General features: G+C 68.4%; 21 protein-coding genes and 1 CRISPR repeat array. Of the genes, 6 read left to right on the top strand and 15 right to left on the bottom strand.

Annotated features, from left to right (window positions below; all coding sequences use genetic code 11):
- Positions 1–346: 346 nt before the first annotated feature.
- The gene (sppA, locus tag Q1X76_RS05805) at positions 347–1,474 is read right to left on the bottom strand and encodes a signal peptide peptidase SppA (protein ID WP_300718659.1); all 1,128 of its coding nucleotides are present in this window, start codon (positions 1,472–1,474) and stop codon (positions 347–349) included.
- A 260-nt stretch (positions 1,475–1,734) separates the two neighbouring features.
- On the opposite strand from sppA, the gene Q1X76_RS05800 reads away from it, so the two are divergent.
- The 3 genes from Q1X76_RS05800 to Q1X76_RS05790 are packed head-to-tail and all read left to right on the top strand — an operon-like array spanning position 1,735 to position 5,139.
- Positions 1,735–2,157 (top strand): secondary thiamine-phosphate synthase enzyme YjbQ, encoded by a 423-nt coding sequence (locus Q1X76_RS05800; RefSeq protein WP_300718657.1) that lies wholly within the window; start codon positions 1,735–1,737, stop codon positions 2,155–2,157.
- Entirely contained in the window at positions 2,154–3,869 is a 1,716-nt protein-coding gene (locus tag Q1X76_RS05795) for a cation:proton antiporter (protein ID WP_300718655.1), read from the top strand. Before Q1X76_RS05800 ends, Q1X76_RS05795 begins: the two co-directional genes overlap by 4 nt.
- Before the next feature lie 46 nt (positions 3,870–3,915).
- Entirely contained in the window at positions 3,916–5,139 is a 1,224-nt protein-coding gene (locus Q1X76_RS05790) for a DNA polymerase IV (protein WP_300718653.1), read from the top strand.
- 435 nt (positions 5,140–5,574) lie between these two features.
- Here Q1X76_RS05790 and Q1X76_RS05785 read toward each other — a convergent pair whose 3' ends face one another.
- The 3 genes from Q1X76_RS05785 to Q1X76_RS05775 all read right to left on the bottom strand — a co-directional run bounded on the left by Q1X76_RS05785 (position 5,575) and on the right by Q1X76_RS05775 (position 8,598).
- Positions 5,575–6,516 (bottom strand): ThiF family adenylyltransferase, encoded by a 942-nt coding sequence (locus Q1X76_RS05785; RefSeq protein ID WP_300718651.1) that lies wholly within the window; start codon positions 6,514–6,516, stop codon positions 5,575–5,577.
- 13 nt (positions 6,517–6,529) lie between these two features.
- A complete protein-coding gene (locus tag Q1X76_RS05780; protein WP_300718649.1) occupies positions 6,530–6,769 on the bottom strand; it encodes a MoaD/ThiS family protein in 240 nt (79 codons plus the stop codon).
- 86 nt (positions 6,770–6,855) lie between these two features.
- Complete coding sequence (locus Q1X76_RS05775) at positions 6,856–8,598, bottom strand: aldehyde ferredoxin oxidoreductase C-terminal domain-containing protein (RefSeq protein ID WP_300718647.1); 1,743 nt, start codon at positions 8,596–8,598, stop codon at positions 6,856–6,858.
- 753 nt (positions 8,599–9,351) lie between these two features.
- Between Q1X76_RS05775 and cas9 the strand changes: the two genes are divergently transcribed.
- The 3 genes from cas9 to cas2 are packed head-to-tail and all read left to right on the top strand — an operon-like array spanning position 9,352 to position 13,888.
- Positions 9,352–12,648: a type II CRISPR RNA-guided endonuclease Cas9 gene (gene cas9 / locus Q1X76_RS05770; protein WP_300718645.1), complete on the top strand. Its 3,297-nt coding sequence runs from the start codon at positions 9,352–9,354 to the stop codon at positions 12,646–12,648.
- Positions 12,645–13,544: a type II CRISPR-associated endonuclease Cas1 gene (gene cas1, locus Q1X76_RS05765; protein ID WP_300718644.1), complete on the top strand. Its 900-nt coding sequence runs from the start codon at positions 12,645–12,647 to the stop codon at positions 13,542–13,544. The genes cas9 and cas1 overlap by 4 nt, the downstream gene beginning before the upstream one ends.
- A gap of 14 nt (positions 13,545–13,558) precedes the next feature.
- Positions 13,559–13,888 carry a CRISPR-associated endonuclease Cas2 gene (cas2, locus tag Q1X76_RS05760; RefSeq protein ID WP_300718642.1) on the top strand — a complete coding sequence of 110 codons (330 nt, stop codon included), beginning with the start codon at positions 13,559–13,561 and terminating at the stop codon, positions 13,886–13,888.
- A gap of 100 nt (positions 13,889–13,988) precedes the next feature.
- Positions 13,989–14,818: a CRISPR direct-repeat array (repeat unit 36 nt; unit sequence AGATTAGCAGAGGGAAATTGGGAGGGCAACCACGGC).
- A gap of 371 nt (positions 14,819–15,189) precedes the next feature.
- Here cas2 and Q1X76_RS05755 read toward each other — a convergent pair.
- The 11 genes from Q1X76_RS05755 to Q1X76_RS05705 all read right to left on the bottom strand — a co-directional run bounded on the left by Q1X76_RS05755 (position 15,190) and on the right by Q1X76_RS05705 (position 24,395).
- Entirely contained in the window at positions 15,190–15,876 is a 687-nt protein-coding gene (locus tag Q1X76_RS05755; RefSeq protein ID WP_300718640.1) for an ATP-binding cassette domain-containing protein, read from the bottom strand.
- Entirely contained in the window at positions 15,873–16,568 is a 696-nt protein-coding gene (locus tag Q1X76_RS05750; protein ID WP_300718639.1) for an ABC transporter permease, read from the bottom strand. Before Q1X76_RS05750 ends, Q1X76_RS05755 begins: the two co-directional genes overlap by 4 nt.
- A gap of 96 nt (positions 16,569–16,664) precedes the next feature.
- A complete protein-coding gene (locus tag Q1X76_RS05745; RefSeq protein ID WP_300718638.1) occupies positions 16,665–17,486 on the bottom strand; it encodes a substrate-binding domain-containing protein in 822 nt (273 codons plus the stop codon).
- 68 nt (positions 17,487–17,554) lie between these two features.
- Complete coding sequence (locus Q1X76_RS05740; protein WP_300718636.1) at positions 17,555–18,541, bottom strand: TOBE domain-containing protein; 987 nt, start codon at positions 18,539–18,541, stop codon at positions 17,555–17,557.
- 375 nt (positions 18,542–18,916) lie between these two features.
- A complete protein-coding gene (locus Q1X76_RS05735) occupies positions 18,917–19,471 on the bottom strand; it encodes a tetratricopeptide repeat protein (RefSeq protein ID WP_300718635.1) in 555 nt (184 codons plus the stop codon).
- Positions 19,464–19,601: a CcmD family protein gene (locus tag Q1X76_RS05730; RefSeq protein ID WP_300718634.1), complete on the bottom strand. Its 138-nt coding sequence runs from the start codon at positions 19,599–19,601 to the stop codon at positions 19,464–19,466. The genes Q1X76_RS05735 and Q1X76_RS05730 overlap by 8 nt, the downstream gene beginning before the upstream one ends.
- A 79-nt stretch (positions 19,602–19,680) precedes the next feature.
- On the bottom strand, positions 19,681–20,367 hold the full coding sequence (ccsA, locus tag Q1X76_RS05725) for a cytochrome c biogenesis protein CcsA (protein WP_300718631.1): 687 nt from the start codon (positions 20,365–20,367) through the stop codon (positions 19,681–19,683).
- Positions 20,364–21,041 carry a heme exporter protein CcmB gene (locus Q1X76_RS05720; RefSeq protein WP_300718630.1) on the bottom strand — a complete coding sequence of 226 codons (678 nt, stop codon included), beginning with the start codon at positions 21,039–21,041 and terminating at the stop codon, positions 20,364–20,366. The genes ccsA (Q1X76_RS05725) and Q1X76_RS05720 overlap by 4 nt, the downstream gene beginning before the upstream one ends.
- Positions 21,038–21,763, bottom strand: coding sequence for a heme ABC exporter ATP-binding protein CcmA (gene ccmA / locus Q1X76_RS05715; protein WP_300718629.1), 726 nt, complete (start codon positions 21,761–21,763; stop codon positions 21,038–21,040). The genes Q1X76_RS05720 and ccmA overlap by 4 nt, the downstream gene beginning before the upstream one ends.
- A gap of 7 nt (positions 21,764–21,770) precedes the next feature.
- Positions 21,771–23,720, bottom strand: coding sequence for a cytochrome c biogenesis protein CcsA (gene ccsA / locus Q1X76_RS05710; protein ID WP_300718627.1), 1,950 nt, complete (start codon positions 23,718–23,720; stop codon positions 21,771–21,773).
- 261 nt (positions 23,721–23,981) lie between these two features.
- A complete protein-coding gene (locus Q1X76_RS05705) occupies positions 23,982–24,395 on the bottom strand; it encodes a cytochrome c maturation protein CcmE (RefSeq protein WP_300718625.1) in 414 nt (137 codons plus the stop codon).
- Between the last annotated feature and the right edge of the window lie 530 nt (positions 24,396–24,925).

Raw genomic sequence — 24,925 nt, 5'->3', positions numbered from 1 at the left:
CGCCAGCCTGCCCCGTCCCTGATGCGTCCGCCCGCACCGGCGGATCTTCCGGCCCGGTCCTGATACCGCGTCCCTCCCGGCGGGCATGGGCAGACATCTCCCGGCCATCCCGTGCATGCGATGTTCGTGCCCGCCCGGCGGGCAGGGACAACAGGCCCCGGACACGACAAAGATGGCCGGCTTCCTCCGTCATGGGAGAGAGCCGGCCGTCCTGCTGCATCGTCCGTCAGGCAGGGAGGGCACGCCCGGCAGGGCCGTGCCCGTTGCGACGCAGGAAGCTACGGGCATCGACAGCAACGCGAAGAGCTCCCTCCCCCCTCAAAACAAAACATCATGAGCCCTGGGCCTAGAACCTGTAGAGGAAGGCCGGAGCCTCGCTGCCGGCCAAACGGTCCAGATCCAGACCGAGCCAGGTCTTGAGGCATTTTTCCCACCATGCGTCGTCGCTGGAAGGCATGAGCAGGGGCCTGTCCACCGGCACCTTGCAGGTCTCGGCCAGCCAGGCGTGCGCCGCCTGCTGGCCGCCCAGCTCGTCCACCAGGCCCAGCGCCACGGCTTCGCGGCCGGTGAAGATCTTGCCCGTGGCCAGGCGTTCGGCGCGGGCGCGGTCCATGTGCCGCCCCCGGGCCACGATATCCACGAACTGCTCGTGCATGTCCCTGAGGACGCCCTGGAAATAGGCCTTTTCCTCGGCCGTGAGCGGTTCCAGCATGGAACCGGCGTCCTTGTAGGGCGCGGTGGTCAGGGTCTGGCGGCCCAGGCCCAGCTTGTCCAGCAGGCCCCGGATCTGGGGGATGTCCATGCGCACGCCGATGGAGCCGGTCACGCTGGAGGCATTGGCGAACACGCGCCTGCCCGCCATGCTGACCATCAGGCCGCCGGAAGCGGCTGTGCCGCCCATGCTCACGGCCACGGGCTTGTCCTTGGCCAGACGTGCCAGGGCCTCATAGAGCTCCTGCGAGGCCGCCACGCCCCCGCCGGGGGAATCCACGCGCACCAGCACGCCCTTGACGGAAGGCATGCGGCCCAGTTTCCCGATCCAGCGCAGCTGGGCGTCGATATCCATGATGGGCCCGCTCACCCGCACCAGGGCGAGGCGCTCGCTGCCCAGGCCCGCGGCCTGCAGCGCCGCGAAGGCCGCGCAGCCGCCCAGCAGCAGGAGCAGCAGGCCCCAGAAGATCACGGGATGGCGCTTGCGGAACGGCACCCGGAACAGGTGCAGCCAGGCTTTTTGCGGCACATGGGACAGGGGGCAGGAGGCGGAGCAGACCGGCGGGGGCACGGCGGCCGCGGCCCTGCCGCCGCCCGGGGCCTTGCCGGGGGCGGGCGCTTCCCCGTCCATGCTCAGGGGCTGGGCGGAGGGCTCCCCGTTCATGCGCAAAGGATGTTCGGTGAACTCGTCGGCCGTAGGGGCATCCAGGCGCAGGCCGGCGGCCCCGTCCTGCGGGGAACGTGCGGGATCATTGATTTGCATGGCTCTGTTCGGGTAAAAGGTGCGGGGAGGGCCGCTCGACGCGGCCCGCTGCCCCTCCGGGGGCAGGCGACCGTGACCTCGTGTCCGCGTCCGGCCGCTCTGGCCCGCGGCACGGCACGTCCAACTGCCGGGCCGCCGCGCCATGCGGCGAATCCGCTTTCGTGGCCGCCGGGCCGCCGTCCGGCAGACGGCGAACGGCGGCAGCCAGGACACTGCGTCCCGACCCTAAGCCCATCCTTTGGGAAAGACAAGGAGCCTCCATGGAAACATTGTCCGTGGCCACGCGCAGCCGTTGTGAAATGCGCGACATCACCGCCCAGGTGCGGGAACTGGTGGCCCGCGGCCGCCAGCTGGGCCGCCGTGACGGCGCCCTGCTGCTCTTCTCGCCCCATACCACCTGCGGCCTGACCATCAACGAGGGGGCGGACCCCGACGTGCAGCGCGACATGGTGCGCTTTTTCCGCGCCCTGGTGCCGCAGGACGGCGCGTTCGACCATGCCGAAGGCAACAGTGACGCCCACATCAAGACCACCCTGCACGGCCCCAGCCTGATGCTCATCGTGGAGGACGGCCAGCTGCGGCTGGGCCGCTGGCAGTCCGTCTATCTCTGCGAAGGCGACGGCCCCCGGCAGCGCACGCTCTGGGCCCAGTGGCTGCCCGGCGAGGAGAGCCCCCGTCCATGAGCATGCCGCACGACATCTCCCTGATCCTGACCCTCACCGGCGGTCTGGGCGCGGCCCTGGTGCTGGGCTTCGTGACCCAGAAGCTGCGCCTCTCGCCCCTGGTGGGCTACCTGCTGGCGGGCATCCTGGTGGGGCCGCACTCGCCGGGCTTCGTGGCCGACGCCGGTCTGGCCTCGCAGCTGGCCGAGATCGGCATCATCCTGCTCATGTTCGGCGTGGGCCTGCACTTCCACCTCAAGGATCTGCTGGCCGTGCGCGGCATCGCCCTGGGCGGGGCGGCCATCCAGATCGCCCTCACCACCCTGGCCTGCACGGGCCTGCTCCAGTTCTGGGGCTTCTCCCTCTGGGCGGGCGCGGTCTTCGGCATGTCGGTCTCGGTGGCCAGTACCGTGGTGCTCACCCGCGTGCTGGCCGACAACCATGTGCTGCATACCCACACCGGCCATGTGGCCCTGGGCTGGCTGGTGGTGGAGGACCTGTTCACCATCCTGCTGCTGGTGCTGCTGCCCGTTGTCCTGGGCGCCGGCGAAGGCAATATCTGGTGGATACTGGGCGAGACCCTGCTCAAGCTGGCCGCGCTCACGGTCTTCACCCTGGTGGCCGGACAGCGCCTGATCCCGGCCCTGCTGGGCTATGTGGCGCGTACCGGCACGCGCGACCTCTTCACCCTGGCGGTCATCGTGCTGGCCCTGGGCATCGCCGTGGGCTCGGCCCTGTTCTTCGACGCCTCCATGGCCTTCGGAGCCTTCCTGGCGGGCATGGTGGTGGGCCAGTCGGACTTCAGCGCCCGCGCCACGGCCGAGGCCCTGCCCCTGCGCGACGCCTTCGCCGTGCTGTTCTTCGTCTCCGTGGGCATGCTTTTCGATCCCGGCGCGCTGCTGGAACAGTGGCCGCTCTTCCTGCTGGCCCTGGGCGTCATCGTGCTGCTCAAGCCCCTGCTGGCCTTCCTGGTCTGCCTCGCGGCCCGCAAGCCGCTGCGTCTGGCGCTTTCCGTGGGCCTCTCGCTGGGGCAGATCGGCGAATTCACCTTCATCCTCATGGGCCTGGGCGTCAGCTTCGGCCTGTTCGACGCCGCCATCAGCAATGCCGTCATCCCGGCGGCCCTGCTCTCCATCACCCTCAATCCCCTGATCTTCCGGCGTGTGGGCGGCCTGACCCGCCTGCTGGAGCGCCTGGGGCTGGGCGCGCGCCTGCCGCGCATGACGACCGGCCCCGACGATGACGCCCTGCCGCGTGTGGTCGTGGTGGGCTTCGGCCCCGTGGGGCGCAGCCTGTGCCGCATCGTGCGGGCCCACGGCCTGCTGCCCGTGGTGGTGGAGGCCAACATCGACACCGTGCGCCGCCTGCGCGGTCTGGGCCGCCCGGCCGTGCACGGCGACGCCACCCAGGCCGAGGTCCTGCGCGAGGCCGGTCTGGAACAGGCCCAGGCCCTGCTGCTGTCCGCGCCGGGCATCCCGGCCCGGGAGGTGGTGCCCATCGCCCGCAGCCTCAACCCCGATATCCGCATCTTCGTCAACACGCCCTTCGCCAGCGAGGCCGAGAGCCTGCGCCGCATGGGCGTGGCCGGCGCCTTCAGCGGCGAACGCGAAGTGGCCCTGAGCATGTCGCGCTTCCTGCTGGACGATCTGGGCGTGGGCCGCGCCGGTCTGGAAGCGGAACTGGCCCGCGTGCGCGAGGTCTTCGACGAAGGCCCCGCCCCGGCGCAACGCTGACGGCCGCCGGGCCGTCCCGCCGACGGTCCGGAAAAGGAATGACGGCATGCCGCGTCCCCCCGATCCTCCCCCGCGCATCATCCTGCATCTGGACATGGATGCCTTCTTCGCCTCCGTGGAGCAGATGGACCACCCGGAATGGCGGGGCAAGCCGCTCATCGTGGGCGGCGGGACGCGCGGCGTGGTCTCCACGGCCTCTTATGAGGCGCGACGCTTCGGCGTGCATTCGGCCATGCCCATGGCCACGGCCCGCCGCCTCTGCCCGCAGGCCGTCTTCGTGCGCGGCAGCCGGCACCGCTATGCGGAGCTTTCGGCCCGCATCATGGAGGCCCTGCGCGACTTCTCGCCCCTGGTGGAGCCCGCCAGCATCGACGAGGCCTATCTGGACGCCACCGGTCTGGAGCGCCTTTTCGGCCCGCCGGAAGCCCTCATCCATGCCATCAAGGAGCGGGTGCGCGAGGTCACCGGCGGCCTGACCTGTTCCGTGGGCGCGGCGCCGGTCAAGTTCCTGGCCAAGATTTGCTCGGACATCAACAAGCCCGACGGCAGCTACATCCTGCGCCCGGAAGACGTGGACGCCTTCCTGGACGGGCTGGAGGTGCGCCGCCTGCCCGGCGTGGGCAAACACATGGTAGCCGCCCTGGAAGCCCTGGGCATCCGCCGCGTGGAGCAGCTGCGCCGCTACAGCGCGGCACTGCTGGAGCAGCGTTTCGGCAAGTGGGGGCGCGTGCTGCACGCCCGGGCCCACGGCATCGACCCCCGCCCCGTAGTGCCCGAACACGAGATCAAGAGCGAGAGCGCCGAGACCACCTTCGCCCGGGATACCCGCGACCGGGAATTCCTCAAGACCATGCTCCTGACCCATGCCGAGCGCGTGGGGGCCTCGCTGCGCCGCCACGGCCTGCGCGGCCGCACCGTGACCCTCAAGGTCAAGTTCGCGGACTTCCGCCAGATCACGCGCTCCCGCACCCTGCCCGAAGCCACGGACAGCACCGAGACCATCTACGAGACCGGCGCGGCCCTGCTGGCCGCCGAGCCCCTGCCCCAGGCGGTACGGCTCATCGGCCTGGGCGTGTCCGGCTTCGGCGGTCCCCCGGCGCAGGGCCTGCTGCCCGGCGTGTTCCGGGGCGTGCAGGGGCGCGACCCCGAACAGGAGGCCCGTCGCCGCCGTCTGGACGCCGCCCTGGACAGCCTGCGCCACAAGTTCGGCAAGCAGGCCGTGCAGCGCGGCCGCCTGTTCCGCCCGCGGGAGGACGGCGGGGAGGCATGAGCGTTCCGGGGGAAGGGGACCGGCATCCGCACCTGCATAAAAGTTTTTTCGGGGTTGGGGCTGCGGGGGAAGGGGCAGTTTTTGCCCAAAACGCCCCTTCCCCCGCAAAACTGAACAAAAAAGGCCGGAAGAAGAAAACTTCTTCCGGCCGGGCCGCCCCCCAAGGCAGCCCCGCACTGCCTGCCCGCCTGTGCGTCGGGCGCAGGTAGTCGGCTGTGGAGAAATATGTTTGCCGCCGGGCCGCATCTTCCCGCAGGAAGGGCCGCGGGAAGGCAGCAAGACCGGCATGATGCGTGCTGTGCGGCACCCCTCCTGCCCGGCAGTGCGCCGTGGCCGGCCGCGTCTGCCGCCGGGCCGTGCCCGGGCCACGCCGGATGTCTGCCGGGGGAGCCCCGGGCTGTCGCGCCCGTACGCCCGGATCGCGCGGCACGGCCGTCAGCCGTCGAAGCGTTCCAGCTCCGGCACGGAAAGATCGGCGTGGAACAGGGCCGAATCCCCGGCTTCGGGCCGCAGCAGCAGGCGCAGGCACAGGGAGACCATCACGCAGGCCACCCCGGCCGGGGCCGTGGCGATGACGCCCTCATGGCGGGCGCTGTCCGCCTCCGCCGCGCTCAGGCCGGAAGCGTAGAGCTCCCGCACATAGGCCCGCCCGGAACGGGCCGCCCGGGCAAAGCCCTCGGCCCGCAGCACGGAACCGTGCACGAAGGGCACGCCCGCCGTGGCGGAACTCTTTTCCAGTAGCATTTTCAGGCCGAGGTCGTCCAGACAATCCACGGCCACATCCATGTCCCGCAGCATGTCCGGCAGATTTTTTCCATCCGCCCTGGTCTGCCGCACATCCAGGGCCAGGTGGCCCGCCATGTCGCGCAGGCCGCGCGCCGCGGCCGCGGCCTTGGGCTGGCCCAGGCTGCTTTCCGTGCAAAAATACTGGCGATTGAGGTTGCTTTCCTCAAAGACGTCGTCGTCGCACAGGCGCAGGCCGCCCACGCCCAGCCGCGCCAGCAGGGCGGCCACATGCCCGCCCAGGCCGCCGCAGCCCAGCACGAAGATGCGGGCCCGCAGCAGGCGGACCATTGCATCGGCGGAAAAAACACCGTAGTTTCTACGGAAGCGTTCCGGCCAGATGCCGTCTTGCAGGAGCGCGGCCATCACTTCCCGTTCAGGCACGGCGGCCTGCGCGGCCAGCCGCCGGATGGCGGCCCCGCCGACGAAAGCCGTCCCGTCCTGCGCCCGCCGCAGCACATGCGGCGCGGCCCAGCGGGCCAGCGGCGTCCGCCGCAGGAACAGGTCGAGGCGCTCCCGCGTCCTGGACTCAGGCCAGGGCAGGAACGCCGCGCCGCTGTCCCCCGCTTCAGGGGACCATGTGATGGGAGTCATGATCAACGGGCGTCTAACCTCCTCCGACAGCAGGGAAAAAGGCCACACGAGCACCGTCGCATATCTTGCTCTGGACCTCTTTCTGACGCCCGTTGATCATGACGATCTTGATCTCTTCCAGCGGCAGCCCCACCATCTTCGCCACGTCGGCAGCCGTGGCTCCTTCCGGCACATCAAGCGTTATCCCCGCCTCGGGATCATACCCGGGCACATAGTCCCGCAGGGTGGTACTCAGTTTGACGAGTATGCTCATGCTGGCCTCCGGTGCCGGCTCCCGCCGGTCAAGAAAAGGTGTGACGCGCCGGGCCCGCCGCGCGGCGGGCCCGGCCACAGTCTACGCTACTTCTTGATCCAGTTGAAGACCGTCTTCAGGTCCTCGTGCGGGATGTCGAAGGTGGTGTTGTGCGGGGCCACGGGCTCGTCCACGAAGAAGTCGGGCAGATGGTCGGCGGCTTCGGTGATGCCGGCGCGACGGTTGAAGTCCACTTCGGTGGAGAGGATGCGCTGGCCCAGGGTGACCACGTCGTCACCGGTGAGCTTCCAGCCGAACTTGGCGTTGAGCATGTCCACGATGGCGGCCAGGGCGTCCGGGATGTCCAGGATGGCGAAGGCCGTGAACAGGCACAGGCCCACGGAGTCCACGGAGGCCGTGGCGATCTGCAGGTTGCGGGAAAGCTCGATCTGGCCTTCGGGCTTCAGCGGATCGACCTTGCCGCCGCAGCTCAGGATGTTGGCGGTCACGGCGTAGCCGGCGGTGTGGTCGGCGCCCATGGGCGTGGTGGCGTAGGTCACGCCCACGCCCTTGACGGCGCGCGGATCGTAGGCGGGCAGGCTCTGGCCCTTGACGCAGGGCACGCGGCGCACGCCGAACACGCGGCCGGTGGTGGCGGTACCGCAGCCGATGATGCGGCCCAGGGGGGTACCGTCGCTGATGCCCTGCATGGCGGCCTTGACGGCTTCCACATCACCGTAGGGGATTCCGCCGCCGGCCATGGCAACGCCCACGGCAACGCCCACGTCGATGGTGTCCACGCCGATGTCGTCGCACATGTAGTCGAAGCGGCTCACGGCGTCGATATCGCTGATGCCGCTGTGCGGGCCGAAGGACCACAGGGTCTCGTACTCGGGCCACTTGCTCTGGAACTTGCCCTTCTTGTCGGGGAAGAGGCCGGAACAGCGGATGATGCAGCCGCTCATGCAGCCGTGGGCCACCGCGCCTTCGCCGCCGCGTTCCTTGGTCAGGCGGTTCATGGTCTCGCCGGACACGCCTTCGTGCTTGTCGAACTGGCCGATGGTGAAGTTGGCCGTGGGCAGGCCGCCGGCTTCGTGCAGGATGTTCACCAGCACGCCGGTGCCGTATTCGGCCAGGCCCTTGCCGGTGATGGGATGCTCGGTCAGGGCCTTGGCGAAGCGCTTGGAGGCCTCGCGGAAGGCCTTTTCGTCCACCAGCGGATGGTTCTTGCCGCCCTCGGGATTGATGATGATGGCCTTGAGGCCCTTGGAACCCATGACGGCGCCCACGCCGCCACGACCGGCATGGCGCATGGGGCGCAGCTCGCGGTCGGTGAAGGCGATACTGGCGGCGGTCAGCTTGAACTCACCGGCGCGGCCGATGCTCACATAGCTGCACTTGTCGCCGTAGGTCTCCACCAGCCTGGCCACGGCGTCGAAGTTGTTGAGGCCGGCCACGGTGGAGGGCACCAGCCTGGCGGAATCCTTGCCCAGCTCCAGCTGCCACCATTCGCCTTCGGTGGCCATGTCTTCCACGATGATGGCCAGGATGCCCAGCTTGGCCAGATGGCCGCCGGGCTGGCCGCCGGAGTTGGCTTCCTTGATGCCTTCGGTGAGGGGGCTCTTGCAGCCCACGGAAATGCGGTTGCCGTTGGGGCTGTTGGTGGCGCCCAGCAGGCCGGGCGCGAAGACCAGCTTGTTGTGGGGGCCCAGGGGCGTGCAGATGGGATTGACTTCGCGCGCCACGATGGTGGAGGTCAGGGCACGACCGCCCAGACCGGCGTATTCTTCGGGGATATCTTCAAACACACAGGTCTTGGTGGCCATGTTGACCCGCAAAAAACGGAACATGCGATTCTCCTTTGATTGATGCGGACAAGGCTGTTGGCAGTACATCCATCCAGTTTTGCCCCACCATAACCACCGGAGAAAAATCCGGTCAAGAAAAGCAAAAAACAGACACGCTTCCGGCCCCGGCCCTGACGAAAACGGACACGCTTCCGGCAAAACCGGCCCTCCGGCCCCGGCACGGCCCCACCGGCAGGACCGCGAGCGGCAAAAAAACACGCTTTTGCCGTCCATTCCGCAAAATGGAGGGAAAAGCGTGTTCACTTATGCCAAAAAGCCTCCGCCGGAGGGCCGGAGAGACACGGGACAGCAGGCCCGGGACGGAGATCGCCGGAGGGGACGGCCCCGTCCACCCGTCCCGCAACGCGAAAACGCCGGAGGGGCACGTCCGGGCCGCCGGACTGCCGGACCGGGGATACCGTCAGGCCGGACTGCCGGACCGGGGATACCGTCAGGCCGGGCTGCCTGTCGCGGCGACCGGAAAAATCGCCGTGCGGGTGCTGTCCCGTATGCCGTATGGACGGACTGGAAAACGCAAGGGTCGGCGCCTGCGCCATATGGTGCATCAGGCAGGTATCTGTCTGAAAAGACACATAGATGCTTTATAAACGATGTATGGGGACAGGCACGAGGCCCATCCCCATACAGGAGCTCTTTTCCACAGAAAAGATTACCGTGGTTGCGCTCCCAACTGCCCTCTGCTAAAAGGCAGATATAAGATAATCTTTTATTCCATATACTGTCAAGGGTGCTTCCATGCAGGTACGAGATGATGTGATCCTGGGGCTGGATATAGGTGTGGGCTCGCTGGGTTGGGCATTGGTGGAAGAAGATGCCGGGACAGGGGAACAGCGGCTGTTGCAGCGCACGCGCGCCGACGGCGAGGTGCAGTATGCGCTGGGGGTGCGGCTGTTCACCGTCCCGGAAGATGCCAAGACCAAGGAACTGCTGAACGTCCAGCGGCGCACGGCCCGCATGCAGCGCCGGACCACGGCGCGGCGGGCCCAGAGGATGCGGCGTGTCCGTGCCCTGCTGGACAGCCTGGGAGTGCCCGGCGTGCGTGATGCCGATGCCTTCCATCTGGGCAAGGGGCGGGGCGCGCAATGCGATCCGTGGCAGTTGCGCCGCGAGGGCCTGGAACGGCGGCTGGAGGCCCGGGAATGGGCCGTGGTGCTGCTGCATATCGCCAAGCATCGCGGTTTCCGTTCCAACAGCAAGACCGACCGCAGTGGCGGCGACAAGGAGATGGGCCGCGTGCTGCAGGCGGTCTCCGGGCTGAAGCAGGAGGTCGAGGCCAGCGGCCTGACCGTGGGAGCGCTGCTGGCCGCACGGGAGCGCAAACGCAACCGTGCCGACCATACCGGCTCGCCGCGCTATGACCTGTGCATGCTGCGCAGCCTGCAGGAAGACGAGGTGAAGATCCTCTTCGCCCGCCAGCGGGAGCTGGGCAACCCCCTGGCCGGGGAGGACGTCCGGGCCCGTTACGCGGAGCTGGCCTTCGCGCAGCGGCCCCTGGCCCCGGTCAGCCATATGGTGGGAGCCTGCGCCTTTCTGGAAGGGGAACGCCGCGCCCCGCGCTTCGCGCCCACGGCTGAATTTTTCCGCTATGTCCAGGCCCTGTGCAATCTGCGCGTGCGGCAGGAAGCAGGAGAAGAAACGCCCCTGAGCGAAGAACAGCGCCGCGCGGCCTGCGGCCTCTTCGGCAGCGTGCAGTCCATCACCTACAAAAAGCTGCGCCAGGCGCTGCACCTCTCCGCCGGCTGGCGTTTCGCGGGCTTGTCCTATGGCGTCAACGCGCAGGGCAAGGAGAACGATCCCGAACGGGCGGACGTGGTCATGCGCAGCGGCAAATGCTGCCAGGGCACGGCCTGCCTGAAGGACATCCTGGGCGGCGCGTACGCAACGCTGCACCAGCAGCGCCTGGTCGAAGCCGACGCCGCCCGGCTGGCCGCCACGGACGCCCTGCCCGGTCCGGCCGCGCGCCTGCTGGCCCGGGGCATGGCGGGCCTGCGCCTGACGGATGCCCTGGCCCGCATCTTTTCCGAACTCAACGATCTGGGCCAGATCAGCGCCGTGCTGGAGCTGCTGCCGCTGGCAGGGCCGCAGCGCCTGGCACTGCGGCAGGCCGCCGCTGAAGGACGGCTGGGCTTTTTCCAGGGCACGGCACGCCTGAGCCTGCGGGCCATGGAGGCCATCCTGCCGCCCATGCGCGAAGGCGGGGACTACAGGGCCGCCTGCGAACTGGCCGGATTCGACCCGGAGGCGGCCCGGACCATCGACGTGACGGACATCCGCAATCCTGTGGTCCTGCGCGTCTTCCGCGAAGTACGCCGCCAGTTTTCCGCCATCTGCCGCGAATTCGGCTTCTTGCCCGGCCGTGTGCATGTGGAGCTGCTGCGTGACGTGGGCAAGAGCGGCGAGGAGCGCAAGCGCATCTCGCGCGGTCTGGACCGGCGGACACAGGAAAAGGAGGCCGCCCGCAAAGCCGTGGCGGAGCTGCTGGGCAAGGACCCGGGAGCCGTCAGCCCCGGAGAGCTGCAGCGTTACGAGCTCTGGAAGCAGCAGGGCGGCAAGTGCGCCTACTACATGTTGTGGCGCCATGCGGGCGGCGAGCGCGCATATGCGGGCGAAACGGCGGAGGGGCGCATCCCGCCGCAGTGGCTGGCCGACGGCGCTAATGCCGTGCAGGTGGATCACATCCTGCCGCGCAGCCGCACCTTCGACAACTCTTTCCACAATCTCTGCCTGTGCTGCCACGCGGCCAATCAGGCCAAGGGCGGCAGGACGCCGTGGGAATGGCTGGGGGCCACGCAGCCGCAGGCCTGGCACGAGTTCGGGCAATGGATCCAGAGCCTGTCCCTCAAGGGGCTGAAAAAACGCAACTATCTGCTGCGCGACCTGAACGCGGAAGTCCAGGGGCGCTTCCATGCCCGCAACCTGACCGATTCCAGCTATGTGGCCCGGCTGACCCTGCGCTGGCTGGCGGAGGAATACGCCCGCCACAGCGTGCCCATGCAGGACGCGGAAGGCCGGGACAGACGGCGTTTCTTCGCGCGGCCGGGCCGGGTAACGGACTTTTTGCGCCGCCACTGGGGCGTGCAGGGCCTGAAAAAAACGGACGGCCAGCGCACGGGCGACCGGCATCACGCCCTGGACGCCCTGTTGGTGGCGGCCTGCAGCGAAGGCCTGCTGCAACGCATGGTGCGAGCCTTCCAGCAGGAGGAGGACGGCACGGAACGTCTGCGCATCCCCTGCCCGTGGCAAGACTTCAGCGCCACGGTGGGCCGGGCCCTGGCGACGGTCTTCGTCTCCCGCGTGGAACGCGCCCGCACCAAGGGGGCCCTGCATGAGGAGACCCTGCGCGCCATCCGCGAGGAGCCCCAGCCTGATGGCGAGACGCGGCGTATGCTCTACGAACGCAAGGCCGTGGACAGATTGAAGGCAGCCGACCTGGACAGGATCAAGGACGCCGCGCGCTGCCCGGACGTGGTGGCGGCCCTGCGCCGCTGGCTGGCCGCGGGCAAGCCCGTGGATGACCTGCCCCGTTCGGCCCACGGCGACGTGATCCGGCATGTGCGCGTCTGCGCGGGGGCCTTCAGCAGCGGCGTGGTGCTGCAGCGGGGCTCGGGACAGGCCCAGGCCAGCAACGGCGGCATCGTGCGCACGGATATCTACAGCCGTGACGGCAAATTCTACATGGTGCCCGTCTATGCCAAGGATGCGGCGGACAAGCGTCTGCCCCTGCGGGCCTGCGTAGCTGCCAAGGAAGAAAAGGATTGGCCCGAGATGACAGAGGACTGCCGCTTCCTCTTTTCCCTGACGCCGGACTGCTATGTGCTGACGGAAAACCGCAAAGGCGAAGTCAAGGAAGGCTATTTTATGGGCGGTGACCGAAGCACAGCGGCCATCAGCCTGACCCTGGCCCATGACCGCCAGACAGCCATCCGGGGCATCGGCATCGCCACTCTGCGGCGTTTTGAAAAGTACCGCGTGGACCGCTTCGGCCGTCTGTTCCGCGTCCGCCGGGAACCTGACCCCCGGGGCCGGTCATGAGCTGGCGGGGCCTGTGCGTCAGCAGCCCCGCACGGCTGGACCTGCGGGCCGGACGCCTGCTGCTGTGCCGGGACGGGGAAGAAGACGTGGCCCTGCCGCTGGAAGACCTGGCCTTTGTGGTCATCGACACGCCGCAGGCCCGCCTGAGCGCAGCCCTGCTTTCGGCCTGCGCGGAGCAGGGCTGCCTGCTGCTGACCGTGGACGCCCGGCATCTGCCCTGCGCGGCCCTGCTGCCCCTGGCGCCCTATTACCGGCAGCTGTCCACGGTACGGGCCCAGGTGGCGCTGGGGGAAGCACGCAAAAAACGTCTCTGGCAGGCCTGCGTGCGGGCCAAGATCGACAATCAGGCGGCCTGCCTGCGCCTGCTGGGCCGTCACGGCGACCGGCAGGTGGCCTGCCTGCGCGCCAAAGTGGGCAGCGGCGACCCGGACAATGTGGAGGCCGTGGCCGCCCGCCTGTACTGGGCCCGGCTGTTCCGCCACTTCCGGCGCGACCCGGACGCCCAGGACAGACGCAACAGCCTGCTCAACTACGCCTATGCCCTGCTGCGGGCCTGTACGGCCCGGGAGCTGGCGGCGCGGGGCTTTGTCCCGGCGCTGGGCATCCATCACCGGGGCCAGTACAATGCCTTCAACCTGGCCGACGACCTGATGGAAGCCTGGCGGCCTGCGGCCGACCTGCTGGTGGCCCGCCACCTGGACAGCATGCCGGAAGCCGGGGAAGGCGGGCTCGGCCCCGAGGACAAGCGCGCCCTGCTGGGCCTGCTGCACAGCCAGGTGGACTGGCAGGGGGGCCTCTACCCGCTGCCGCAGGCCCTGGGCCGCCATGTGGAGGCCGTGCGCGCCTATTATGCCGACAAGGGGCCGCTGCCCGCCTTTCCCGGCCTTGCGGGATAAGCGGGGAACGCACCATGCCGGGGGAGGAGGTGCGCTATATGCGCCTGCTGGTCTTTTTCGACCTGCCGGTCAAGGAAAAGGAGGATCAGCGGGAGGCCAACCGTTTCCGCAACTTCCTGCTGCGGGACGGCTATGATCGCGTGCAGCTTTCGGTCTATGCGCGCATCTGCCGGGGCCCGGAAAATGTGGAGACCCACATCCGCCGCCTGAAACACAATCTGCCGCCGCGCGGCTGCGTGCGCCTGCTGCAGGTGACGGAAAAACAGTACGGCCGCATGCTGTTGCTGGTGGGCGACATGCCGGCCATGGAAAAAAAGGCGGCCACGCAACTGCTGCTGTTCTGAAAAAACGCCGCTCACGGCCGGAAAAAACAGGAAAACCTTGTGTCCTTACGAGGAGAATCGTCAGTTTTCTCCAGTAAAAACACAAGGTTTTCCTGTTTCCAGATTAGCAGAGGGAAATTGGGAGGGCAACCACGGCTGCATCAAGCCTTTCGGCACATCTTGGTCTAGATTAGCAGAGGGAAATTGGGAGGGCAACCACGGCGGGCTATGGTCAGCGCCCGGCGGCGTGTGAAGATTAGCAGAGGGAAATTGGGAGGGCAACCACGGCCTCAGTTCCAGCATCTCTCTCAGCAACCTGTAGATTAGCAGAGGGAAATTGGGAGGGCAACCACGGCCTTTTCTCCACGGGGGCGCACCGTTCACACAGATTAGCAGAGGGAAATTGGGAGGGCAACCACGGCGCAGACGGCTAGCTATACGCCTAGCGCCGTAGATTAGCAGAGGGAAATTGGGAGGGCAACCACGGCTGGCGTATTCTTTCTCCCGCGCTTCCTTGAAGATTAGCAGAGGGAAATTGGGAGGGCAACCACGGCCGGACAGGGTGGGACAAGTTCGTTCGGCAGAGATTAGCAGAGGGAAATTGGGAGGGCAACCACGGCCTTCGGGTGTGCGTGTGGTGCTCATTTTCTAGATTAGCAGAGGGAAATTGGGAGGGCAACCACGGCGGAACCGGTCCTTAATGCAGATTTCATCACGAGATTAGCAGAGGGAAATTGGGAGGGCAACCACGGCAAAATTCAACGGCTCGGCGTCCACGTCTGCAGATTAGCAGAGGGAAATTGGGAGGGCAACCACGGCCCACCGTGATGGGCGTGCTGGTATCGATCCAGATTAGCAGAGGGAAATTGGGAGGGCAACCACGGCGCACTGTGCTAGGTGACAGGAGGTGTTTGGAGATTAGCAGAGAGAAATTGGGAGGGCAACGTCCCCTCCCCACGTCCGCACCGGTCCCGCGGCAGCGCTTTTTGCGGGAGGATGGGACTACAGAAGAAAGGAGGGGCCCATTAGCCAGCCAAAAGCGGGCGGATAGCGGCCCGCCCGCAGGGCCATGCCCGTTGCGGCGAAGGGGCGGGCACCACGGCAGCGGGAAAGGCCCCTGCCGAAGCCGGCGCCTCCTGCCCGGCACCTGGAGCGTGCACCCCCTATCCGCGGCCTGTTTTGGAGGCAGGGGAAGCCCCCTGCCCGCGCACGAGGGCGTTCCCTGCCCCCATGCCTCCCCCCTGTCCCGACGCGCTTTTTCAGATGCGCGCGGGAGCAGGCGGCACGCATCCTTTATGGCATGCGTGGCGGGTAGCCTCTATTTAGTGCAAACATCCCGTGGAATCTGTGTCGATACCCTGGCCGTCCAGGCTCCAGCCCTGGCCCAGCCTGAGCTGCTCCCCGCCCAGGGCCTGCATGAGGGCGGGATCGTGGGTGGAACAGACGATGGCCGCGCCTTCGGCCCGGCATCGGGCCACGGCGGCGGCGATGGCGCGGGCGCTGCGTACGTCCACGTTGGAGGTGGGTTCGTCCAGCAGCAGGGCGCGGGGGCGCAGCACCAGGCGCGAGGCCAGGGCCACGCGCTGGCGTTCGCCGCCGGAAAGGGCGTTGGGCCCGCGACGGCGCATGGCGTCGGGCTCGTCGAAGCCCACCTGCCGCATGGCGGCCTGATAGGCCTGCTCCAGTCCGTCCCTGCGGCCGCGCAGTTTCAGGCCCAGGACCACGTTCTCGAACACGGTGGTCTTGAGCAGATAGGGCTCCTGGAGCAGCAGGCTCACCTCGCGGCGCGGATCCTGGCCGCCGTGATAGATGATGCGGCCCTCGTCGGGCTCTTCCAGAAAGGCCAGCAGGCGCAGCAGGGTGGACTTGCCGCTGCCGTTGTAGCCCACCAGGGTCAGGACCTCCCCGCTGCGGACGCGCAGCTCGTCCACACCCAGGGCGGGCAGGTCCAGGGCGGTCACGGCGCCGTAGCGGCGCACCAGTCCGCGGGCCTCGTAGAGCAGGTTCATATGCGCCCCCGGTGCTTGATGACGGTCATGAGCAGGTTGATGACAAAGGCCATGAACAGCAGCACCAGCCCCAGGGCGATGCCCTGGGCGAACTCGCCCTTGCTGGTCTCCAGCGCGATGGCCGTGGTCATGGTGCGGGTGTGATAGCGCACGTTGCCGCCCAGCATCATGGCGATGCCCACCTCGGTGATGACGCGGCCGAAGGCGGTCAGGCAGACCATGGCGATGGCGAAGCGCACTTCGCACAGGCTCAGCCAGGCCAGCTGCAGGGGCCGCGCGCCCAGGGTGAGCAGGGTCTGGCGGCAGCGGGGGTCGAGGCCTTCCACGGCCTGGGCCACCCACGAGACCACGATGGGCAGGGCCAGCAGGGTCTGGCCGATGGCCATGCCCGGCAGGGTGAAGAGCAGGCCCCATTCGCCCAGCGGGCCGCGATAGGTGATGAAGGCATAGACCAGCAGGCCGATGAGCACGGTGGGGAAGGCCAGCAGGGTGTCGGAGATGAGGCGCAGGACGCGCTTGCCGGGAAAATCGCAATAGCCCAGGGCAAAGCCCGTGGGCAGGCCCAGCAGCAGCGCGGCGGCCATGGCATAGGACGTGGACACCAGGGTGGCCGAGATGGCCGAGAGCGTGGCGTCGTCCATATGGGCCAGCAGGGCGAAAGCGCCCCAGAAGCCGTTGACCAGATAGTCCATAGATCACCAGAGATGCGACGGAGAAGATCCGGGAAGATCGGGAAAAAAGACGGGGGCGGCCCAAAGGCCGTCCCCGCCGTGACGCGCCAACGGGGCTTACTTGCCGGCGTTGGGGAAGAAGAGCTGCTTGCCTTCCAGCTTGAACTCGGCGATGCGCTTCTGGGTGGCGGGGGAGACCCACCAGTCTTCGAACTTCTTGCCCAGGGCGGCCTTGGTCTTGGGGCACTGCTGGGGGTTCACGGTGATGACGCTGTACTGGTTGAACAGGGCCTTGTCGCCTTCGACCACGATGGCCAGCGGGTTCCTGGCGCCCTGCTGGGCGTTGAACTTGATCCAGGTGCCGCGGTCGGTGAGGCTGTAGGCGCCCTTTTCGGCAGCCATGTTCAGGGTGGCCATCATGCCCTGGCCGGCGGAGATGTAGAAGGCTTCCTTGTCGGGGTTGAGGCCGGACTGCTTCCAGAGCTTCTGTTCGGCCTTGTGGGTGCCGGACTGGTCGCCGCGGCTCACGAAACCGGCCTTCTTGTCGGCGATGGTCTTGAGGGCGGCGGCGGTGTCCTTGCCCTTGACGCCCGCGGGGTCGGCCTTGGGGCCCACCAGCACGAAGTCGTTGTACATCACCTGACGGCGGTCGATGCCGTGACCGGCCTTGACGAATTCCTTTTCCGCGGCGGGGGCGTGCACCAGCAGCACGTCGGCGTCACAGTTCTTGGCGATCTCCAGGGCCTTGCCGGTGCCCACGGCCACCCACTTGAGTTCGATGCCCGTTTCCTTCTGGAAGGTGGGGGCCAGGAACTCCAGCAGGCCGGTGTCCTGGGTGCTGGTGGTGGTGGCCATCATCAGCGTGTCGGCAGCCTGGGCCGGGGCGGCCAGGAAGGCGGCGGCCAGCACGGGCAGGAAGAGTTTTTTCAGCTTGTTCATGATACGACTCCTTGAAGTTGGATGACACGATGCCGCCGCTGCGGAACGGCGGCCCCTTGCGGGAAACATCAGTCCAGACACAGGCGCGCGGCCCGTGCCGGGAAATGGGCCCAGACTTGCTGGCCTTCGCGGATGCCCAGGCGCTGCAGGCCCGGCGTCTCCACCGTGGCGCACAGGCGCGAGCCGTCGGCCAGCTCCAGCGAGACGAAGGACTCCACCTGATCCTGATGGATGCTCTGCACCGTGCAGGGCAGACAGTTGCCCATGCTGAGGACGGCGCGGGCGCGCGCGAGTACGATCTGCTCAGGGTCCACCAGCACGGTGACCACCTGGTTGCTGTGGATCTCCATGTGCACGAAGCGGCGCGTGCTGCACTGCACGCTGAGGCGCATGTCCGCGAAGGTGCGCACGCTCACCGAGGCCATGCGCATGCCCACGGCCATGTCCTCCACGATGCCCAGGAAGGAATTGCAGAGCGGGTCCGTGCCGGCGGCGGGGCCCAGGGTCTTGTCCTGCACCATACGCCGCGCCGCGCCGTCGGAAAAGTTGAGGAAGGCCGCTATCTGCGAGGCCTTCTGCTGGCCCAGGAACTTCTGCACCAGATTGACCGGCACATGCAGGTCCAAAAGCTCCAGCCCCCGGGCGTAGCGGATGGCGCGCGGCCCCACCATGGCCCGGTCCAGACCCAGCGGACGGGCCACGGCATAGAAGCTCTTGCGGATGAAGCCCTGGTCGAAGCGCAAAAAGTCCCGGCCCATGTCCGCGGCTTCGGGCAGGCTCAGGATGCGGCGCACATGGCGCATGGCGCTCAGGGGCAGGAGCACGTCGCGGCTGTTGGGCCCGGGCACATGCACCATGCCGGTGACGGTGTCCACATCCTTGTGCGCGTCCAGATCCAGGGCCTCGCCCAGACGCAGGCCGCCGTAACGCAGCAGCAGGAAGAGTAGATGCAGCCGGGCGCGCGCCACCTTGCGCTGGGGCGTGGCGGCCTCGCTCTCCCACTGTTCCCAGCAGCGGGACAGGGCTTCCAGTTTTTCTCGGGTCAGATGGGACACGGCGCGTCTCTCTTGCGGGCTGAACGTCTCGTGAAGACGGGGCAGGCATACGACATTTCCCCGGCCTTGTCACGTTTTCGGCGGCGCAGGGAACGATTTTCCCCCCTGCGGAACACTTTTGGCCGCCTGCGGCGGCCCCGCACCAAGGACGGCAGGCCGGCCGGACAGGGCGCGCCGGACGCACAGGACGACGGCAGGCCGGGCGGCCCCCGGGACCGGGCGGCACGGACAGCGGGCCGGACAGGACGGCGGCGGCCCGTACCGGGGGCGGACGGAGGACGGGCCACGGGAGCGCTGCAGGCCGCGCCGGACGGCCGCCACGCAAAAAGGGCACCCCGATGGAGTGCCCCCGATGCTGTCCGCGGCGGCAGGCCGCTATTTGTTCAGTTCCTGTTCGATGGCTTCGCGCAGCTGGGGCGAGATGCCGGGATCCTTGAGGCCGGCCTCCCAGTGGGCGCGGCCCTTGTCCTTCTGCTGCAGGAAGTAGGTATAGAGCACGCCCAGGCTGTAGCGCACCGGGGCCCCGTCCTTCAGGGCCACCACCTTTTCCAGGGTCTCGGCCGCTTCCTGCGGCTTGCCCTGGTTGTGCAGGATGACGCCCAGCATGTAGAGCGGCTGGGGGTCGTTGACGTCCAGGGCCACGGCGCGCTGGGCAAAGGTGGCCGCGGCGTCCCATTCCTGGGTGGCCATGAGATGCTCGGCCAGATGCATCAGGGCGGTCTTGTTGGTGGGCTCGGCGGCCACCTGCTGCATCAGGCGGCCCAGGGGGTTCTGCTCCGGCATGGCGGTCTGGGGCGCCGTGGGGCGCTCCGTCACCAGATGCGGATGGCTGATGCGCTCCTTGACGGTGACGCCCAGCATGACCAGCAGGCCCAGGCCCAGCAGCAGGATGATGGCGCGGGCGGTGAAGGAAAGGCGGGCATCAGTCATGCAAAAGCTCCATCTGGCGCAGACGGGCGTCCAGACGCCGCTGGGCACAGCCCATGAAGACCAGATACGCGGCCAGACCCAGCCAGACGGCGGCCCCGGCCGCTGCCAGCCACAGGAAATTGCTGTCCATAGATACTCCTTGAAAGCGGGCCAGCCCGCTTGTCTGCGTTGTCGTCAGGGCGGCGGGTGCCGGCCCCTGCCAAAAGCTCTCAGTCCTCCGTCCGCAGGCGCAGGCTGTCCAGCCTGTCGCGCAGGCCCAGCTGGCGGGCGCGCAGCCAGACCAGTCCGGCCCAGAACAGGCCCATGGCCGCCACGCAGGCCATGACCGTCAGCTTCATCTCCGGTTCCAGCCCGCCGCCCTTGGAAGCGAAGACCGCCGGATGGATGGAACGCCACAGACGCGCCGACAGGAAGACCAGCGGCACGTCCAGAAAGGCCACCACGCCCACCACGGCGCAGATCATGCGCTTGCGCTGGGGCGGCAGGTCGAGGCCGCGCAGCACCAGATAGCCGGCGTAGATGAACCACATGACCAGGGTGGTGGTCAGGCGGGGATCCCACGTCCACCAGACGCCCCAGGAGCGGCGGGCCCAGATCATGCCCGTGACCAGGGCCAGACCGGCCAGCAGCACGCCCACTTCCGCCGCGGCCGCGCACAGGCGGTCGGCGGCCGGGGAGCGCCGGAACAGGTAGGCGATGGAGGCCAGGAAGACCACCAGGAAACTCATCAGCGCCCACCAGGCCAGGGGCAGGTGGGTGTAAAAGACCTTCTGCATCAGGCCCAGCTGGGCCTCCACGGGCGCGTAGAAGAAGATCAGCCACTGGCAGGCCGCCAGCGCCGCGCCGCCCAGCAGCACCAGCAGGACAGGCCACACGGAAAAGGCTCGTTGCATCATTCGTCTCCCGAATACATGAAGCCGAACAGCAACAGTCCGGCAGCCAGAAAGACGCCGTCAAAGGCGGCGGCCAGCCCGATCCACGAGGCCGGGCCGTCCGGGGCGGGCGCACCGAAGACCTGGGCCGCCACGCCGATACCCGCCAGCAGCAGGGGCACCAGCAGGGGGAAGAGCACGATGCTCAGCAGGGACTCGCGCGCCGCGCCGCCCTGCGAGAGCGCGCCCAGCAGCGAGCCCAGCGCGCACATGCCCACGTCCACCAGCAGGAGCGTGCCTAGGCCCACGGGCCAGAGCGCGCCGATCTCCTGCGACAAGAAGACCACCGCCGCAGGCAGGAAGAAGAGCTGCGCCACCAGCAGCAGCAGGAGCCCGGCCAGGGCCTTGCCCAGCCAGACCGCCTGGACCGGTGCCGGGGCCAGCAGCAGGCCCAGGCGCGCGCCGTTGGCTTCTTCCAGCGCGTAGAGGGTATTGAAGATCAGCACCTGGCAGAAGGCCGAGCCCAGCCAGAAGACCGCGCCCGCGCCCTGCGGGCTCATGCGTTCGCCCACGCCCTGCGAGAGGCTGAACACGAAGAGCAGCAGCAGGCCCAGCAGCAGGCCCTGCACCAGACCGCTGCCCCGGGTGAAGGTCAGCAGCAGGTCCTTGCGGGCCACGGTCAGGGCAAAAGAGATCATGGGGCCACCTCCCCGGCGGCGGCCGCCGCGCCGGTCCCCCGGCCGCTGTTGAGTACGGAAGCCACGCCGGCCAGACCTTCGGGCGGGCCGTCATAGGCCAGACGGCGGCCCTCCAGCAGCAGCAGGCGGTCGGCCAGGGGGCTGTCGCCCGCCAGATCGTGGCTGACCACGATGACGCAGGCCCCGCGCTCCCGGGCGGCCAGCATCTCGCGCCGCACCAGGGCCATGGAGTTGACGTCCAGACCCGTGCCGGGCTCGTCCAGCAGCAGCAGGTCGGCCTCCAGCAGCAGCACCCGCGCCAGGTTCAGGCGCTGGGCCATGCCGCGCGAAAAGACCCCGGCCCGCTCCTCGGCATGGGCCGCCAGCCCCACATGGTCCAGCAGGGCCAGCAGCCTTTCCCGCGAGGGGCGCAGGCCGTGGGCCCGGGCCCAGAAGCCCAGGTTCTCCAGCGCGCTCAGGCCCGGATAGACGAAGGTGGCGTGGCCCAGATAGGCCAGGCTGGGCCCGTCCTCCCGGGGCGCGCCGCCCGCGCCCGTGCCGTCGCGGACGACCTCGCCGGCCGAGGGGCGGGAAAGCCCGGCGATGATGCGCAGGAGCGTGCTCTTGCCCGCGCCGTTGCCGCCGGCCAGCAGGCTGATGCTGCCCGCCGTGAAGCGGCAGCTCACGCCCTTGAAGACCACCTTGAGGCCATAGAGCTTGGCCAGGTTCTCAAGACGCAGCATGGCGGCCTCAGGCCTGCGGCCCGTTCCCGGCGCTTCGGCCCGCGTTTTCCGGCGCCTCCGGCGTTTCCGGCATCGCCTTCCTGCGGCCGCGCGCCAGCATGAGCAGGGGGAAAAGGCACATGAGCGTGCCGCCGATCCACATCCAGTTGACCAGGGGCTCCACGCTGAAGCGGATCAGCACCGAGGCGTTCTCGTCCAGGCCCAGGAAGGAGGCGTAGAGCTCGTTGCCCAGACCGGGGACCACGTCCACTTCCGAGAACTGCATGCTGCCGAACTTGTCGTACATGCGGCGCTGCGGCCTGAGCTCGCCCAGCAGGGCATCGCCCTCGAAGATCTTGAGCCGGGCTTCCAGATAGTCATGGTCCACGGCGCGGCCCTGCTGGGCTTCCAGCAGTTCCACGCGGTAGGCCCCGGCCTGCTGCACGCCCTTGCCGTTCTGGAAGAGCAGGTCGTACTCCTGCTTGTAGGGACCGGAAAAGGCCATGCCCAGCACCAGCACCGCCAGCCCGATGTGCAGCCCGGCCGCGCCCAGGGCGCGGCGGCCGCCGTTTTTGAGCAGGGAGGGCAGGCTGGCCAGCAGGCCGGCCAGACAGGCCACCGAGCCCGCCGAGGCCAGCAGGGCCACGGGCTGGCGGTAGCCCAGCCAGAAGAAGGCCGCGCCCGAGGCCACGAAGGCCCCCAGCACCAGCCAGAAGCGGGGCGCGTCGCGCAGGCCGCCGTCCCAGCGCAGCCAGGGGCAGACCATGAGCAGCAGCATGATCAGCATGCCCAGCGGCACGCAGACCCGGTTGTAGAAATTGGCGTCCAGACCGTGGGGCTCCGGCGTCCAGAGCAGGCTGATGACCGGCCACATGGTGCCCACGAGGATGATGACCGAAAGGGCCAGCAGGAGCCAGCAGACCATGACCAGGAAGCCCTCGCGGCTGGCGATGCCCGCCAGCTCGCGCCCGCGCGCGGGCGCGGCGAAGGCCGCCCAGAAGGCGATCAGCAGGCCCGCCAGCACGAAGACCGTCAGCGGCGTGCCCACGCTGCCGTCACCGAAGGCGTGCACGGACTGCACCACGCCGCTGCGCACCAGATAGGTGGCGAAAAAGGCCGAGATGGTGGTCAGGCACATCAGGGCCACGTTGACGCGGTGCAGCTTGTTGCGGCGCTCCTGCACGATGAGGGTGTGCAGGGCCGCCGTGCTGATGAGCCAGGGGATGAGGGAGGCGTTCTCCACCGGGTCCCAGGCCCAGTAGCCGCCCCAGCCCAGTTCCATGTAGGCCCACCACATGCCCAGGATGATGCCCGCGGTCAAAAAGGCCCAGGCCAGCAGGGTCACGGGACGGGTCACGCGATGCCAGCCGTCCTCGCCCTCACCGCCGGAAAGGCTCTGGGCCAGGGCCAGACAGGCGGGCACGGTGAAGCCGCCGTAGCCCAGGAAGAGCAGCGGCGGATGGAAGATCATGCCGGGGTTCTGCAGCAGGGGGTTGAGGCCGTTGCCGTCCGGCGGCACGGGCGACTGCATCTCGAAGGGATTGCTCCAGCAGGAGAGGATCAGGGCGAAGAAGGCCATGATGGCGTAGAAGAAGCCCCAGTACCAGAGCCGCGTGGCGGGCGTCAGGCGGCGGTAGGCGGGCGTCAGGGCAAAGATGCTGCCGCTGATGGCCACGGAGAAGGCCCAGAACAGCATGGAGCCCGGCTGCCCGGCCCAGAAGGCCGTCAGACGGTAGAAGACGGGCAGCACCCTGTCGGTATAGCTGGCCACATAGACCAGGCTGAAGTCGTTCCAGAACAGGGCGTGCAGCAGCAGGGCCGCGGCCAGGGACAGGGCGCCGGTGATGGCCCAGTGGACCTTCTCGATCAGGGCCAGGGCGTCGCCGCGCTGCTGCCAGAGCTGCAGAAGCGCCAGCGCACTGCCGCCCAGGGCACAGATCAGGGTCAGCAGCTGCATGGCATAGGCAATGAAGTACATGGGGCTCCTTTGGGCTCGCCACGTCCGGCATGGCGGCTCACTTCCGGTGAGGGGGCGGCCGTACCCGGAGGGCAGGGCCGTTTGCCAGTAAACGCTGCGGTCAGCGCCGCTCCGGGACCGGGACAGCGCAGGGCGCCGTCCGCAGGGCCTCCGCGCCCGGCGGCTGCCATGGCACGCGCACGGGACCGCCCGCGCCACGGGACCGGACTGCGCGAGCAGCCCTGCCGCGCGGCACGGCAGGCGGCACGGGACGTGCCGCCGCTAACTCTTGCGGTTTTCCTTCTGGTACTTGGAAGGACACTTGGTCATCAGGGTCTTGGCCATGAAACGGCCGTCGGGCTGCAGGCCGCCTTCCACGATGACCTCGGCACCGGCCTTGAAGGTATCCGGCACGGCGCCCCTGTAGACCACGGGCAGGGTCAGGCCCGCGTCGTCCTTGTCCTGCAGCAGGAAGCTGGCCCCGGGACCGTCCACGTTCTTGAGCAGATGGTCGGGCGCCACGGTGCCGAACAGACGGGCCGCGCGCAGCTTGTCGGGCGTGGCGGCCCTGGCTTCGGAGACATTGAGGAAATAGACGGTGTTCTCCGACAGGCCGGAAAACATCAGATAGCCCAGACCTCCCAGGAACAGCAGCGCGGCCACCAGATACATACAGGTATTTTTCTTGCGGGGCATGGAGTCTCCTTGCGTGAAAAAACAGGGCATCCCGGTACAGGACTGCCATAGACCCTAGCACAGGCCTGTGCTTTTGACAAGTAAGAACCGCTCCTGATAGGACGGCAAAGCCGCATGTATCAAGTGTGCGCGCACGCACATCCCGGCCGGGGGAAGGAGGCTTGCCGCCCGTGGCACGACGCGCGGCGGCTGGGGCAGGACATGGCCGGCGCCCCGGCTCCCGTGACGGGACCGGCGCGCCTGACGCTGCCGCAGGGCTCCCGGCCGCCCCGTCGCGCAGCGGGGCCGCATGACGGGGCCGTGAACGGCGCGGGCCGCTGCTGACGACGCTTGGGCCTGGTCCTGCCCGCCCGTGACGGGACCAGGCGCGGGCCGCGAAGCGCCGGAAAGCGGACATGCCGGCCAGCACCACGAGCAGCGGGCCGGGCGCAGAAACGAAAAAAGGGTCTGCGTTTCCGCAAACCCTGATTTCCATTCTGGTGGAGCTGAGGAGAATTGAACTCCTGACCTCTTGAATGCCATTCAAGCGC

This window comes from uncultured Desulfovibrio sp. (assembly GCF_949282365.1).
In the GTDB taxonomy this organism is placed as follows: Bacteria; Desulfobacterota; Desulfovibrionia; order Desulfovibrionales; family Desulfovibrionaceae; genus Desulfovibrio.
Note: the sequence above shows the minus strand (reverse complement) of the source record. Positions and strands in the feature narration are given on the sequence as shown.